This is a genomic window from Clostridium amylolyticum, assembly GCF_900142075.1.
GTDB lineage: Bacteria > Bacillota > Clostridia > Clostridiales > Clostridiaceae > Clostridium_AA > Clostridium_AA amylolyticum.
The window spans coordinates 169,783-184,668 of record NZ_FQZO01000001.1 but is presented as its reverse complement, the minus strand read 5'-3'; the positions used below and the strand labels follow the sequence as shown (position 1 = coordinate 184,668).

18 protein-coding genes are annotated in these 14,886 nt (G+C 32.9%); all 18 read right to left on the bottom strand.

What is annotated here, in order from left to right; genetic code table 11:
- Positions 1-88 precede the first annotated feature (88 nt).
- The 18 genes from BUA82_RS00960 to minC all read right to left on the bottom strand — a co-directional run bounded on the left by BUA82_RS00960 (position 89) and on the right by minC (position 14,851).
- Complete coding sequence (locus BUA82_RS00960; RefSeq protein WP_073003861.1) at positions 89-976, bottom strand: RluA family pseudouridine synthase; 888 nt, start codon at positions 974-976, stop codon at positions 89-91.
- Positions 977-1,006: 30 nt separating this feature from the next.
- The gene (gene yqeK / locus BUA82_RS00955; RefSeq protein ID WP_073003860.1) at positions 1,007-1,576 is read right to left on the bottom strand and encodes a bis(5'-nucleosyl)-tetraphosphatase (symmetrical) YqeK; all 570 of its coding nucleotides are present in this window, start codon (positions 1,574-1,576) and stop codon (positions 1,007-1,009) included.
- Positions 1,577-1,595: 19 nt separating this feature from the next.
- Complete coding sequence (gene nadD, locus BUA82_RS00950; RefSeq protein ID WP_073003859.1) at positions 1,596-2,198, bottom strand: nicotinate-nucleotide adenylyltransferase; 603 nt, start codon at positions 2,196-2,198, stop codon at positions 1,596-1,598.
- Positions 2,199-2,206: 8 nt separating this feature from the next.
- Entirely contained in the window at positions 2,207-2,506 is a 300-nt protein-coding gene (gene yhbY, locus BUA82_RS00945; protein WP_073003858.1) for a ribosome assembly RNA-binding protein YhbY, read from the bottom strand.
- Between the two features lie 12 nt (positions 2,507-2,518).
- Complete coding sequence (gene obgE, locus BUA82_RS00940; RefSeq protein WP_073003857.1) at positions 2,519-3,805, bottom strand: GTPase ObgE; 1,287 nt, start codon at positions 3,803-3,805, stop codon at positions 2,519-2,521.
- 300 nt (positions 3,806-4,105) lie between these two features.
- On the bottom strand, positions 4,106-4,405 hold the full coding sequence (gene rpmA / locus BUA82_RS00935; protein ID WP_073003856.1) for a 50S ribosomal protein L27: 300 nt from the start codon (positions 4,403-4,405) through the stop codon (positions 4,106-4,108).
- A gap of 4 nt (positions 4,406-4,409) precedes the next feature.
- Entirely contained in the window at positions 4,410-4,736 is a 327-nt protein-coding gene (locus tag BUA82_RS00930) for a ribosomal-processing cysteine protease Prp (RefSeq protein ID WP_073003855.1), read from the bottom strand.
- 2 nt (positions 4,737-4,738) lie between these two features.
- On the bottom strand, positions 4,739-5,053 hold the full coding sequence (gene rplU / locus BUA82_RS00925; RefSeq protein ID WP_073003854.1) for a 50S ribosomal protein L21: 315 nt from the start codon (positions 5,051-5,053) through the stop codon (positions 4,739-4,741).
- Positions 5,054-5,331: 278 nt separating this feature from the next.
- Positions 5,332-6,753 (bottom strand): Rne/Rng family ribonuclease, encoded by a 1,422-nt coding sequence (locus BUA82_RS00920; RefSeq protein WP_073003853.1) that lies wholly within the window; start codon positions 6,751-6,753, stop codon positions 5,332-5,334.
- A gap of 6 nt (positions 6,754-6,759) precedes the next feature.
- Positions 6,760-7,461 carry a TIGR03936 family radical SAM-associated protein gene (locus BUA82_RS00915; protein ID WP_073005070.1) on the bottom strand — a complete coding sequence of 234 codons (702 nt, stop codon included), beginning with the start codon at positions 7,459-7,461 and terminating at the stop codon, positions 6,760-6,762.
- Complete coding sequence (locus BUA82_RS00910; protein WP_073003852.1) at positions 7,445-9,298, bottom strand: TIGR03960 family B12-binding radical SAM protein; 1,854 nt, start codon at positions 9,296-9,298, stop codon at positions 7,445-7,447. The genes BUA82_RS00915 and BUA82_RS00910 overlap by 17 nt, the downstream gene beginning before the upstream one ends.
- A 110-nt stretch (positions 9,299-9,408) precedes the next feature.
- Positions 9,409-10,278 carry a site-2 protease family protein gene (locus BUA82_RS00905; RefSeq protein ID WP_073003851.1) on the bottom strand — a complete coding sequence of 290 codons (870 nt, stop codon included), beginning with the start codon at positions 10,276-10,278 and terminating at the stop codon, positions 9,409-9,411.
- A 32-nt stretch (positions 10,279-10,310) separates the two neighbouring features.
- Positions 10,311-11,087 carry a M23 family metallopeptidase gene (locus BUA82_RS00900; protein WP_073003850.1) on the bottom strand — a complete coding sequence of 259 codons (777 nt, stop codon included), beginning with the start codon at positions 11,085-11,087 and terminating at the stop codon, positions 10,311-10,313.
- Positions 11,088-11,477: 390 nt separating this feature from the next.
- Positions 11,478-11,846 (bottom strand): methylglyoxal synthase, encoded by a 369-nt coding sequence (gene mgsA, locus BUA82_RS00895; protein WP_073003849.1) that lies wholly within the window; start codon positions 11,844-11,846, stop codon positions 11,478-11,480.
- An 18-nt stretch (positions 11,847-11,864) separates the two neighbouring features.
- A complete protein-coding gene (rodA, locus tag BUA82_RS00890; protein WP_073003848.1) occupies positions 11,865-12,974 on the bottom strand; it encodes a rod shape-determining protein RodA in 1,110 nt (369 codons plus the stop codon).
- Positions 12,975-13,116: 142 nt separating this feature from the next.
- Positions 13,117-13,383 (bottom strand): cell division topological specificity factor MinE, encoded by a 267-nt coding sequence (gene minE / locus BUA82_RS00885; RefSeq protein ID WP_073003847.1) that lies wholly within the window; start codon positions 13,381-13,383, stop codon positions 13,117-13,119.
- 15 nt (positions 13,384-13,398) lie between these two features.
- Positions 13,399-14,196, bottom strand: a complete 798-nt coding sequence (minD, locus tag BUA82_RS00880) for a septum site-determining protein MinD (RefSeq protein WP_073003846.1) — start codon at positions 14,194-14,196, stop codon at positions 13,399-13,401.
- Between the two features lie 19 nt (positions 14,197-14,215).
- Complete coding sequence (minC, locus tag BUA82_RS00875) at positions 14,216-14,851, bottom strand: septum site-determining protein MinC (RefSeq protein ID WP_073003845.1); 636 nt, start codon at positions 14,849-14,851, stop codon at positions 14,216-14,218.
- Between the last annotated feature and the right edge of the window lie 35 nt (positions 14,852-14,886).

Below are 14,886 nucleotides of genomic sequence, written 5' to 3'. Positions count from 1 at the left end.
AGCTGAACCTTAGAAGAACTTTATCTAGGAGCGATTAGCTACCGTATAAATTTTCATTAACTTCACTTCTTAAACTAATAATGTCCTACTAGAGTTCCTCCAATAGTTTCTTCATATCTTCTGGAATGTCTACACTTAATGATATTATTTCAGAAGTTTTAGGATCTGGGAACTCCACTGCATAAGCGTGAAGCGCCTGCCTTTCCATTAAATTATCTCCTTCTATGCCATAAAGGGTATCTCCTATAATAGGATGTCCTATATGACTTAGGTGTACTCTTATCTGATGGGTTCTACCTGTTTCCAGCTGAAGTTCTACTAAGCTTATATCCTCTGAAGTTTTTATAACCTTATAATGGGTTATGCTTCTTTGTCCTCTTTCATCTACCACTCTTTTAATTGAATCCTCTGTAGGTCTGTATATAGGCAGATCAAGAGTACCAGATTCAGATTTCATTTTACCATGTACTAAGGCTTTATATCTCTTTTTAAAGGTATCATTTTGCATTGCTTTAGATAAAAACATATGAGCATATTGATTTTTTGCAATAATAACAATGCCAGAAGTATTCATATCTAATCTGTTTACTAACCTTACAATGCAGTTTTGGCCTGTTTCTTTAAAATAATAGAGCACACCATTGGCTAAAGTGCCAGTAATATGGCTTCTAGTAGGATGGCACACCATATAGGGAGGCTTATTCACCACAAGTATATCCTCGTTTTCAAACACTATGGAAAGATCCATGGGTTCTTCTTGAATATCTTGATTTTCTTCCTTTGACAGCTGTACTTCTACTTGGTCATTTGTATTAACCACATAGTTCATCCTTACCACTTCACCATTAACCTTTACTCTTCCATCTTTAGCAGCACCTCTAATAAGCCTAGTGCTTAAACCAAGATTATTTTTAAGATAATTTCTTATGGTAAGTCCTTGCTCTTCACTTTTAATGGTTTCTGTTATAACGCTCATCTATGCCTCCATTAAAGGTTATTTGTGATTTTACCTCTTTTGTTTTAGTAAATAATTTCTAGATTTTATAGTATCCGTATGAATCATAAGCCCTTTCTCTATAACATACTTAACAGTGTTATCAAAGGCTTGAATTAAAGCTTTATCTAAATCTTTTAGGGTAAGTTCCCTTAAATATTCTACTCCTGGATAGTCCCTGGAAGGTTCTATAAAATCTGCTATAAATATTATCTTTTCTAGAAGAGACATGTTTTCTCTGCCAGTAGTATGATATCTAGCAGCATTAAATACTTCTTCATCATCAATACCCATAACATTTTTTCCTATAATGGCACCGGCAAGTCCATGGAGAAGATGGGGCATATCCCTATCTTCCTCTGTTATTTCATAGCCATTATCAGTTATTATACTTATAATTTTATCCTTTGGTATATACTTTGCTGCGTCGTGTATATAGGCTGATAATCTAGCCTTGCGTATATCCCCTCCATAAATTTCTGCAAGATTTTCAGAGGTCTCTACCACACCTATTATATGTATATATCTGCTCTCATGAATATTTTCTTTTAAATATTCATCAATTTGCTCTTCACTCCACATTTCCATACCTCTTTTTAAATTATCTATATAATTCAAGCTTTTCTATGAAACTATAAACATTATCAGGAACAAAAAACCTGTAATGAGAATTATTTTTTATCCTGTTTCTAATATCTGTAGAAGATATATCCATCTGCAATAAATTTAAAAATATTATCTCTTTATTGTAGTATCTTTCTACCTTTTCTTTTTGCACTAATAAATCTTCCAATGGGTAACCAGGTCTATTAAATACTACAAAATGTGAAAGCTTTAAAATCTCTTCAACATTTTTCCAAGTAAATATATCTACTAAACAATCCGCACCTGTAATAAAATATATTTCAATATCTTCATATATACTTTTTAAATATTTAAGTGTTTCATAAGTGTAGCTATAACCTTCTTTATTTACTTCATAGTCACATAGGGTAAATCCGCTGTAATCTCTTACAGCAAGATTTACCATTTCACTTCTAATATTAGCATCCAGTATGTCTTTATTCCTTTTATGAGGTGGATTTCCTGCTGGCATAAATATTATTTCTTGAAGCTTTAATTTTTCCATAGCTTCTGAAGCTATATAAAGGTGTCCATTGTGTATTGGATTGAAGGTTCCACCTATTAACCCAATTTTCTTCATGGTAAAAATTATTTACCTTTTGGCAGTTCAATTTTAGGTTTCTTTAAAGATTGCTTATAAAGCACTATCTTATTTCCTATAACCTGAACCCCTTCACATCCAATGGCTTCACATATCTTGTCAGATGCTTCACGGGTGTCCTGGCCACTGTTTTCTAATACAGATATCTTTATTAGCTCCCTTGCCTCTAGTGCTGATTCTATCTGATTTAAAAAAGCCTCTTCAATGCCATTTTTTCCTAATTGAAATATAGGGCTAATATTGTTTGCTAAAGATCTTAAATATGCCCTTTGTTTACTTGTAATCAATTATATTCCTCCTTACCTCATAAACTCAAATTCAAAATCATTAAGTCTAACTGTATCTCCATCTTCTATGCCCTTGTCTACTAATTCTTCCATAATACCTTTATTCTTAAGAACCTTGTGGAAGTATCTTAATGAATCAGGCTCATTAATATTTACTGCCATAAGTAATCTATCTACGAAGCTGCCTTCCACAACATATACTTTGCCAGTTTCTCCTTCTTCTACGGAAATAGCATAGGAGAATTTCCTATCTTCTGGTACAAATCTTTCTTCTTCTGAAATTTCAAGTTCAGTGACAGGTATAGTAGTAAGCATAGCAGCTGCTTCCTTTATAAGCTCTTCTACCCCTTCGTTAGTGGCCGCAGATATTTTAAACACCTTATTATAACCCATTTCTTTAAGCTTGTTTTTAAAGTTGTTAAATATATCTTCATCATAAAGCATATCAGCCTTATTTGCAGCTATAATTTGAGGTCTATCCCAAAGCTTTATATTATATTTTTTTAGTTCTTCATTTATTTTTATAAAATCTTCTACAGCATCTCGTCCTTCAATACCAGAAATATCTACCACATGGATAAGAAGCCTAGTTCTTTCTATATGTCTTAGGAAGTCTAATCCTAAACCAATCCCTTCAGCAGCTCCTTCTATTATACCCGGTATATCTGCCATAACAAAAGGCTGTATCCCTGGAACACTAACCACTCCAAGATTAGGCTTTATGGTAGTAAAATGATAGTTTGCTATCTTAGGTCTTGCTTTTGAAACCATGGAAAGCAATGTGGATTTACCTACATTGGGGAATCCTAAAAGCCCCACATCTGCCAATAGCTTTAACTCTAAAGAAATCCATCTTTCTTCTCCTGGCATTCCTGGCTCTGCAAAGTTTGGTGCCTGTCTAGTAGGAGTAGCAAACTTAGTGTTGCCTTTCCCTCCTTTACCACCTCTACAAACCACGTATGTGTCACCTGCATGGGATAAGTCGGCCATAATCTTATCGGTTTCCACGTCTCTAATTATGGTACCCATAGGAACCTTTATGTAAAGATCTTCTCCGTCTTTTCCATAGCATTTAGAGCCTGAACCATTAGTTCCTCTTTCTGCTACAAACTTCTTTTTATACTTAAAATCTAATAGTGTAGTCATCTGTGAATCTACCACTAAAATAACATTTCCGCCTTTTCCACCGTCACCACCATCTGGACCACCTAGTGGTATGTATTTTTCTCTTCTAAAGGAAATAGATCCATTTCCGCCGTCTCCAGACTTAACGAATAATTTTGCAGTATCTAAAAACATAATTTCACCCCTAACTTTGTAATTTAAATTCTAAATTCTCAATTCTCAATTGTTTATACATATTATAGACTAAAAGTATCAATATTAGTTAATTAAAATTGAGAATGGGACATAATTTATAATTTATTAATGTAGAATTTAGAATGTAGGGAAAAACTCCAAGAGTTTCTATAAATATATTTTAGAAAATTCCGTGGGGAACTTTTTCCTTCATTTTAAATTCTAAATTCTCAATTCTAAATTAATATAGTCTTTTACTTAAAAAAGCACCCTTTTTTAGGGTGCTTAAAAACCTTTTTATTATTCAGCTATCTCTTCAACATTTACAGGGTAAACGCTAGCTCTTTTCTTGTCTTTACCCATTCTTTCAAACTTAACAACACCATCAAGCTTGGCAAATAAAGTATCGTCTTTACCTTTACCTACGTTAGTACCTGGGTGGATCTTTGTTCCTCTTTGTCTAACTAATATGTTTCCAGCAAGAACAAACTGTCCATCTGCAGACTTAACACCAAGTCTCTTAGATTCTGAATCTCTGCCGTTTTTGGAGCTACCAACTCCTTTTTTGTGAGCAAACAATTGAAGGTTCATTATTAACATAGTACTACACCTCCTCTATTTCCAGGTTTATATATTCACCGTACGAAATTATCATACTTTCAATGCTCTTAAGCATGGTTTGAAGTAAAACTTGGCATTTATTTATTTCATCCTCAGTGTTGTCTTCAATACTAAGGGTTAAAAAGCCATCTTCTATTTCATACTTAAGATTTATTTTTAAAACTTCTTCTATTCCAATAACCATGCTTTGGGAAAGTACTGATAGTGCTGCGCACACTATGTCTTCTCCACTGCTGGCATAGCCTGAATGACCATCCATGGAAAAAGAAACTATTTGACCTGACTTTCTTTTAAACTTAATTTCAGTCATGATTAAGCTTCGATTTTTTCTATAGTTAGTTTAGTATAAGGTTGTCTGTGTCCAGCTTTTCTTCTATAGTCTTTTTTACGTTTGTATTTGAAAACTATAACTTTCTTGGACTTACCTTGAGCAGCTACTTTAGCTACAACCTTTGCTCCTTCAACTACTGGCTTACCTACTACTAACTCGCCTTCTCCTTTGGATACAACGAGAACTTCTGTAAGCTCAACTGTTGAATCAACCTCAGCATCCAATTTTTCAACGTATATAACGTCTCCTTCTTGAACTCTGTATTGTTTTCCACCTGTTGTTACTACTGCGTACATGAAAACACCTCCTCTTAACGGTCTCGCCACTTCAGGTACAACTTTCTTTGGAAGTTGTTTCTAAAAAACCAATGGTGTGCGGTTTACAAAAGCAATTTTACCATATAGCTGTACCTTTGTAAAGAAATTTATTTTTATTTATCTGATCGCTACCATTGCTAATACCCCCATCTTCTATCAAAGTGGGGGATAAGCACTGCTAAGCGCCTAGATAAGTTCTTCTAAGGTTCAGATGTGGTCAAAAAACAAACCCCACCTGAACCTAAGAATCACTTGATCTATAGAGTTACCTTATATTCATTAAGTGCATCTAATTGATTTTGAAAAAGTAGAGGTTCTACCTTAAAATAACCACTTCCACTTATATATTTTATATAAATATTTTTATTTAACCCATTAATCTTCATAATAAACGACAATATATCATTTTGAATTTCTTCTTTATATTTATCATTTATTTCTATGAGTATATTATCTATACTGTTTTCATTTTCAAATTTAATAATTTCATTACTAATAAGCAATGATATATAATCCAACCTAAGCCTTACTCCAAAGCCATGACATTTTGGACACTCTTCTTCTATAAATTCACTTATATTTTTTCCTCTTCTTCTTCTTGCAATCTGCACTAAACCAAGTTCAGTAAAAGGATATATAACAGTTTTATTTGAGTCCGTATCAAAACATTCTTTTAACTTGTTAACTATGTTAGCTTGTAAGGATTTATCCTTTAAATCAATAAAATCTATCACTATTATGCCGCTTAGATTCCTAAGCCTAATCTGTCTAGCCGCTTCTGTAGCCGCTTCTAAATTAGTTTCATAAATAGTCTTTTCCATATTCCTTCCGTGGACATTCTTTCCGGTATTTACATCTATAGTGTACATGGCTTCAGTTTTTTCTATTATTATATATCCTCCGCAAGGTAGGTTTATCCTATGCCCCCTTAAAGCCAGTATTTCTTTTTCAATGCCATAATAATCAAATAGTGTCCTATCTTCTTGATGAAGTATTACTTCTACGGTTATTATATCTTCTAAGTAATTTTTTATAAAATTATAATCCTCTTTGGTGTCCACATATATCTTATGAGTATTAGTATTGGTTATATCCCTAAGGATTCTATAAAATATACTGTTTTCACTGGATATCCTTTTGGGGTTCAAAGTATATTCAAAGGTTCTTTTAATTTGTATAAATTTTTTGTGCAATTCATCTATTTCTTTTTGGATATCTTCTATAGAGGCCTCTTCTGCCTTAGTTCTTACAGTTACTCCTACCTCTTGAGGTTTTTCTATATGATTAATAACTTTTTCCTTGAAGTCTTTATCAGAAATCTTCTTTGAAAAGTTAACTTCATTATCATAGGTGTGCAGTACTACTAATCGCCCTGGTATGGTTACAGCTTCACTAACCTTTGCCCCTTTATAACCAATTTCTTCTTTTATAACCTCCACCATAACTTCTTGACCTTTTTTAATTTTTCTGTCCAGATAAAGATAGGCATTTTTACTACCACCGATATCTATAAAAGCACACTTAATAGCAGGAACCACATTTTTCACTATGCCTTTATATATTTCCCCAGGCATAGCTTCTCCCATATCATCTTCTATATAGCACTCCATGAGTTTTTCTTCTTCTTTTACGGCTATTCTAAGTATATTTTTATTTCTTTCAATAAATATATCTCTCATAACTAATCAACTCACATATTTTATTAGTGAAACCAACTTATTATTCTTTAAGGCATACATGTCTTCCCTATATATCTCTACGAAGGCTTCTTTTTTACTATTTTCCATGTTGTCTACAAAGTAGCTGGCCAAAAGATCTGCTGATAAATTTTCTCTGCTTCCACAGCTTATAAGAGTACTGATTATTAAAACATTATCCTTAAAAGAATATTTAAAATCTTTAATCATAGTCTTAATATCCACTTCTTTACTGCCTTTTTTGCTCTTTTTTATGGTAACCCAAGAATCCATTTTTAATATATTTTTAAATTGATCTTCATAAGTGCTACCCTCTATACATTTTATTTTTATGGTATATCTGGCAGCGTCTATAAGCGCCATGGATTGAGGTACTTTTCTACCTTCTTGAGTTTTAACCTCTGCTGCCTGCAAAAACTTTATTCCTAATGGGCTGCAGCCATTTAATTTATTTATCATTTCCTCTGGATTCACATAAGCTTCTAAGTCTAAATCCAAATAATCTCCAGTAGAATACACTCCTACAGCTAAGGGCTGAGCTAAGGATAAAGACATGTGAGGATTAAACCCCTTAGAATATGCAGCTGGAAGGCCCGCTCTTCTTACAACTCTTTGAATAGTTCTCATAAAATCTAAATGAGCTACAAATTTTATTTCTGGCTCTTTAGTAAACTTAATTAGATAGCGCACCATGAAAACACTCCCCTTCCTTAAAGTTAATATTTATACCGCAGCCTGTGCATCCTAGTCGGCAGTTTTGAGTAAGCTCAGCATCCTTTGCCTTTTCATTTTCTTTTATTAAATAATTTCTATTAACTCCAATGTCAATAAAATCCCAAGGGAGTATCTCTTCGGTACTTCTTTCCCTATAGGAATAAAAGTCTCCATTTACATTGCTATCCTCTAAAGCTTTTTGCCAGTGCTCAAAGTTGAAATGTTCAGTCCAACCATCAAACTTTGCTCCATTTTCATAAGCTTTAATAATCACATTACAAACCCTTCTATCCCCTCTAGCAATTACAGCTTCTAAATATGAAACCTGTGAGTGGTGATAATTGTAGGTTATAGATTTACTCCTCATGGAAGTTTTAACAGCTTTTATTTTTTCCCCCACACTTTCTATTGTGGCCATAGGCGCCCATTGAAAAGGAGTAAAAGGTTTTGGTACAAATATTGAAGTACTTACAGTGATCCTTAGACCTTTGTTCCTTATTTGCTTAGGTACCTTAAAATACTCATCAGCTATTTTTTCTGCTAATTCACCTATAGCGCTACAGTCTTCTATGTTTTCATAAGGAAGGCCGATCATAAAATATAACTTTATGGTGGACCAGCCTGATTCAAAGGCATTTTTTACCGCTTCTATAACCCTTTCTTCTGTAACCCCCTTGTTAATAACATCTCTCATCCTTTGAGATCCAGCTTCTGGTGCAAAGGTAAGGCCTGATTTTCTTACCTTTTGTATAGCCTTTATAAGATCCACGGAAAAGGCATCTACCCTTATGGAAGGTAACGCTATACCTACATTATTTCCACCATGTTCTAGTATTAAAGTGTTTATGAGGTTTTGAATATCTGAATAATCACAGGTGCTTAGAGAGCTTAGAGATATTTCTTCATAGCCTGTGCTCTTTAAAAGTTTATCTGCTTGAGATAAAAGCGTAGCGGTTTTCTTTTCTCTAACAGGTCTATATATCATCCCTGCTTGACAAAACCTACATCCATTGGTACATCCTCTAAAGGTTTCTAATACTACTCTATCATGAACTATTTCGGTGTAGGGCACTATAAGTTTTTCTGGAAACTCTGACTCATCAAAATTAGAAACAAATCTTTTAACAACTTTTTTAGGTACTTCTGGGTATTTACCCCTAAACTCTTTTATGGTTCCATCTTCATTGTAGCTAACTTCATAAAGGGAAGGCACATAAACCCCTTTAATTTTACTTAGCTCTAATAAAAGCTCACTCTTAGTTAATTTGTTTTTATTCTCTTTATATACATCTATTATCTCGTTAATAACCTCTTCTCCTTCACCTAATTGGAACACATCTATTATGTCATATAAAGGTTCAGGGTTATAAGCACAGGGGCCTCCTGCAATTATAATAGGATAGCTTTCATCTCTTTCTGAAGCTCTAAGAGGTATGTTTGAAAGATTTAACATGTTTAGTATATTGGTGTAGCTCATCTCGTATTGAAGTGTAAATCCTATAAAATCAAACTCTTTTAAAGTGTCCTTAGTTTCCAATGTGTATAAGGGAATATCATTATCCCTCAGCTGTTTCTCCATATCTGGCCATGGAGCAAAGGCTCTTTCGCAATAGGTATCTTCTCTTTTATTTAAATTATGATATAGTATTTTGGTACCTAAATGAGACATACCCACTTCATAAACATCTGGAAAGCAGAAGGCAAATCGTACATCAACTTTAGATTTTTCCTTAATTACAATGTTTAATTCTCCTCCAATATATCTGGCAGGCTTTTCAACCCTATATAATATATCATCAGTTATTTTATTCATTAAATTAACTCCTCCAATACTTTTGTTAAATACAAAAAAGATGCAATTATACCCATGATAATTACATCATTATATTTTACCATATTAATTTAAATAATAACATCTTCAATTTAAAGATTAGTAAACTTATGAACGAATTCCTCTTTTGTCATTAGCTCTTCTATACTAATATTTCCATATTCCTTAGCCCCATATATTATATCCTCTTCATATAATACCCCTAAAACCATCATTTCATCATTTAATATGGTAAATACATTATATTTATTTTTATCCATAATGCCTAATACATTAACTAAGGAAAGGCTTACATGTATAGAGATACTCTTATTTTCAATATATTTTTGTTTTATGAATCTATTTCGCTTTTTCACTATGTCCCCCATGATAATGTACATTATCCTTTCCTTTTCTTTTACAGTCACAAAAAATGTTAGTATGGAAGCTAACCCTAAACTTATATTTATTCTATTAAAAAAAAGCAAAAAAATAAAACCACTAAACAAAAATGTGCTTATTATAAAACTGCAGTTTATAGTTATCATATATGCTTTTTTGTAAAGCTTCTTTTTGCTTAAAAAGGCTCTTAATATTCGTGAACCATCTAAAGGAAAAGCAGGTAATAGATTAAAAAAAGCTAAAGCTAAATTGCTTTCAAAGGATAACATTAAAAATTCATTGTTAAAATGTTTAAAAGAAAAATAAAAAAGTATTGCCAGCAATAGGTTAGATAAGGGACCGGCAAAAGAAATAATAATATCTTGGTTAGGACTTATATAATCCAAATCCTTTAAATAGAGGTATGCCCCTAAAGCATGTATTCCTGCCTTTTCCTTTTTAATATTTAATTTGTAAGATACAATAAAATGCATGAATTCATGAAATACTACCCAAAAAAATGCTACTGCAAATTTTGTATGTAGAGTAATTATTACTACTAAAAGTAATTGTGGCAAATATTTAAAAAGTCTTTTATACATTCACTGCTCCCAAATATTGCTTAAGTAAAAAACTATTCAGTTTTAAATTGAATGTATTCTTCAGGATTTTTTTCTTCCCCCATATATAACAGTTGAAAAAACACATAGCCCTTAGAATCTTGTATATCTGAGGTTATTTTACCAATCACCTCTCCTTTAGTTATCTTTTGATTTTCAGATACTGCTATCTCTTCTAAAGCGGAATATTTAGTTTCTAATCCATCTTCATGACTAATTAAAACATATTGTCCAACTTCCTTATCTTCTCCCACGCTTTTAACAGTACCCTGAAAACTGCTTTTCACTTCACTAGGCACTTTAACTTCCATCACTATTCCCTTTTCCATTTTATGTGGTATACCTTCTTTACTTTCCCCATATTTTTTAACTATTTTACCTTCCACAGGATTTGCAAAATTGCCCATAGTTTTCTCTTTAATGCCTTGAGTTCCAGTAAGTTTAGATTTTACTTTATCAATATAATTTTCAGCATCATTTCTCCAAGTCTCTATACTTTTACTTGTAATGCTGTTATAAATATTTTTGAAATCGTAATTTTTATTCACTAGTTCTTTAGAATATCTATAAAATTGCTGAGTTTTTGGAGTATTTATATATTTGCAGCTGGTTAAAACCACAAACAAGCAAAGGCATCCAGTGAGTTCTTGTATCACCCTTCTTACTATAAAGCTGCTTTTAGGTTTTTCCTTAGTTTTTGTATTATTGTAATAGCCCGCATTTTTATTGATATTTTTCTTCTCAGATAACATAGAATAATAATTCTCATAATGTGAATTGTAGTTTCCCATAATATATCCCCTTTACACCATTATTACTTCCTTTGATTTTATAATTACTTTAGTTTTTACTTTCTATATTATATATATTTTAATAATTGAGAATTTAGAATTGAGAATTTAGAATGAATGATGAAACTCTAAGAGTTTCTTTGAATTTATTAAAAAATTAAAGAAGCTTCGAGGGAAGCTTCTTTAATTAGAAATAAGAAATATATAGTAACTTTACCTACAATCAATTCATAAATACTTCCAAAACAAAAAAACTCCATGAGGAGTTTTTGTTTTGCACCATTTCAAAGAAACTCCCCTAGAGTTTCTATATACCTAAATTACTTTGTAAGTTTTTCTGATGCTTTTTCAGAAAAACTATCCTTCATTTTAAATTCTAAATTCTCAATTCTAAATTGTTTTTATCCCCTTTATTAATACTTCAGCGGTGCCTAGGTTTGTGGCTACAGGGACATGGTGTACGTCACACACCCTGATAAGAGCGGATACATCTGGCTCGTGAGGTTGAGCTGTAAGAGGGTCTCTTAAGAAGATTACATAACTGATTTCACCAGTTACAATTTTTGCTCCTATTTGTTGATCTCCACCTATGGGTCCAGATAAAAATCTATGAACTGGTAGACCAGTATGCTCAGTGATAAGTTTTCCCGTGGTGCCTGTGGCAAATAAATTGTGTTTTTCTAATACACTTCTATACCTTTGTACAAATTCAATCATATCATCTTTCTTTTCATCATGAGCAATTAAAGCAATATTCATAAGTCCTATCCCCTTTATTTAAAAAACAATTTTTTTCTTTCTCATAGATACGTTCATAACCAATCCAATGGACATAAAAGTGGTTAACACTGAACTTCCTCCATAGCTAACCAATGGGAGCGTAATACCTGTAATAGGCATAATACCAATGTTCATACCTATGTGCTGTAATACAGAGAATAAGAAGGTTGAAGTTACTCCAATACATATTATGGAGCCAAAAATATCTTTTGACTCTTTAGCGGTTTGAATAAACCTATAAATAATTATTCCATAAAGTAAAAGCAGTATAACTACACCAATATATCCCCAATTTTCCGCTAAAACTGAAAAAATAAAGTCAGTATGAGCCTCTGGTACAAACTGAGCCACATAACTAGAAGGTAACTTTTGTCCTGGGGTTAAGCCTGTTCCAAAGAATCCCCCTGATCCAATTCCTATTTGGGCTTGTAAAAGCTGAAAGGCAGCATCCGGATCTCCCCCTTCAGGATTTATAAAGCTGGTAATTCTTCTTCTCATATAACCAGGTATAAGTGGCCATACAGCCATAATAGCAACAACTAAGCTTAATAGGCCTCCTAAAATAACCTTCATATCCAGCCCTGCTACAAAAAGTATTCCTAAAGCTATAAAAAAACATACCATGGTCATTCCCATATCGGGCTGTACCACTATGAGTATCATAGGCACAGCACAATAAAAAGCTAGAGTGACTATGCTTTTAAAATTATTGATATTACCTTCCATTTCATCTATCTTTTTAGCCAACATAAGCATCATGCCTAGCTTGGCAAATTCCGCTGGCTGAATTGCCCTACTACCTATGGCAATCCATCCTTTAGCACCATTAACTACAGTACCCAGCACTCTGGTGGACAATAGCATGGCTACAGAGCCCCAATATAATAGTCCCACATAATTTTTTATTATAGTATAATCCACTAGCAATATTATATAGACCACAAAAATCCCTAATAAAAGCCAAGCTAGTTGCAGCTTCATATATTTTGATCCTATGGCTATATATATATTTATCGCTCCATAAAGCAATATGATTATGGAGGTTATGAATATACCCCAATCCATTTCTTTTAATAATTTTGAATCTATCTTAAGTTTATTGAGCATTAATACCCCTCCGAAAATTAAAAGCTATATATTATTATAAACTTAAACTCCATATGAATCAATTAGTAAATATGCACCAGGCACGTGACACGTGACGAGTGATGGATATCACTCGTCACGTGTCACGTGCCTGGCGCCTTAATTATCTAGATCTTACATTTTTAATAGGTATGTTAGCTACTAAGGAAGGAGAATTACCTTCAAGACTTTCTGAAGTGGTTACTGCAATGTCCACATCAGAAACATCTATTTCTATGTATCTTGAAAGAACCTCTAATATTTCACTTTTTATAAGTTCTAGGGTTTCATTAGATAAATTACCTCTATCGTGTATCAATATAAGTTTAAGTCTATCTTTTGCCACTTCCTTAGGAGTAGGTTTATTTGAGAAAAATTTTAACCAATCCATATTTCTCCCTCCTCTTTACTTTTTTTTGAATAGCTTTTTTAAAGCTCCAAAAAAGCCAGACTCTTCTGTATTTAAGTTCATTAACGGAACCTCTTCTCCCAGTAATCTACTTGCAATGTTTCTAAAAGCTTGTCCTGAGGCTGCCTTTTCATCTAATACTATGGGTTCCCCTTTATTGGTAGATATTGTAATGCTCCTATCATCCGGAACCACCCCTAAAAGCTTCACTGATAAAGTTTCAATTATATCGCTGATATCAAGCATGTCACCTTTTTGGGTCATTTCATAATTTAGTCTGTTAATAACCACTTGATGATCTTCCAGTCCTTTAGCATCTAACTTACCAATAACTCTATCAGCATCTCTTACAGATGTAATTTCAGGATTAACCACCACTATAGCCTTATCTGCTCCTACTATAGCATTTTCAAACCCTTGCTCAATTCCCGCTGGACAGTCTATTATTACAAAATCATGTTCTTCTTTTAATTCTTCCACCAACTTTAACATCTGTTGAGAACTAATATCTGTTTTATCCTTAGTTTGAGCTGTGGGTAAAAGAAATAGATTTGGGAATCTTTTATCCTTTATCAGTGCTTGTTTCGTTCTGCATCTATTCTCTACAATATCCACAAGTGTATATACTATTCTATTTTCCAGACCCATTAATACATCAAGGTTTCTTAATCCAGTATCTCCGTCTATAAGCACCACTTTTTTACCCATGGATGCTAGTGCTGTTCCTATATTGGCTGTAGTGGTAGTTTTTCCTACACCACCTTTTCCTGATGTTATTACTATAGATTCGCCCATTTAAATCCCTCCAAATCAATTAATAATTATATTTATTAGGTAAATACGGTTCTACAACTATTACTCCATCCTTTATTTTGGCCACTTCAGGATACTCCGGTTTTCCTTCATCATCAGGAGATATAGTAATTATATCAGAAATTTGAAGAATCTCTGGTTGAAGATTATAAGCTGCTATAAAAGCCTTTACATTACCAGAAGAGCCTGCATGAACCTGACCCTTTATAGTTCCTAATACAACGACATTTCCTTCAGCATGAACTTCTGCTCCACTATTAACATCTCCGATGATAACGATATTACCGGGATAATTAATAGTTTGTCCTCCTCTTATGGTCCTGGTGATAAACTTTGTTCTTCCTTCATGAACCCCATTAAATACTTTGTTGGATGTATCATCCTTATCCACAAATACACAGTCTTTTATAAGATATTCTTCAAAAAGTACATGCTTAAGTTTTTTCATATGAAATTCATCGATTAGCTTTAAATTAATATTAATTGTAAGGGTAGCTCCTTTAAAAAACTTTTTTCCATTAGAGAGCTTTTCAATTAATACCTCTAGCATATCATCAAAATCTTTGAACTTATACATATTAATAACTGCAGTAAGTCCTTCTTTATTACCTTTAATTATAATCCTATTGTCTATCATGTGAAACCTCCAAACCTAAGCCATACTTTATTATA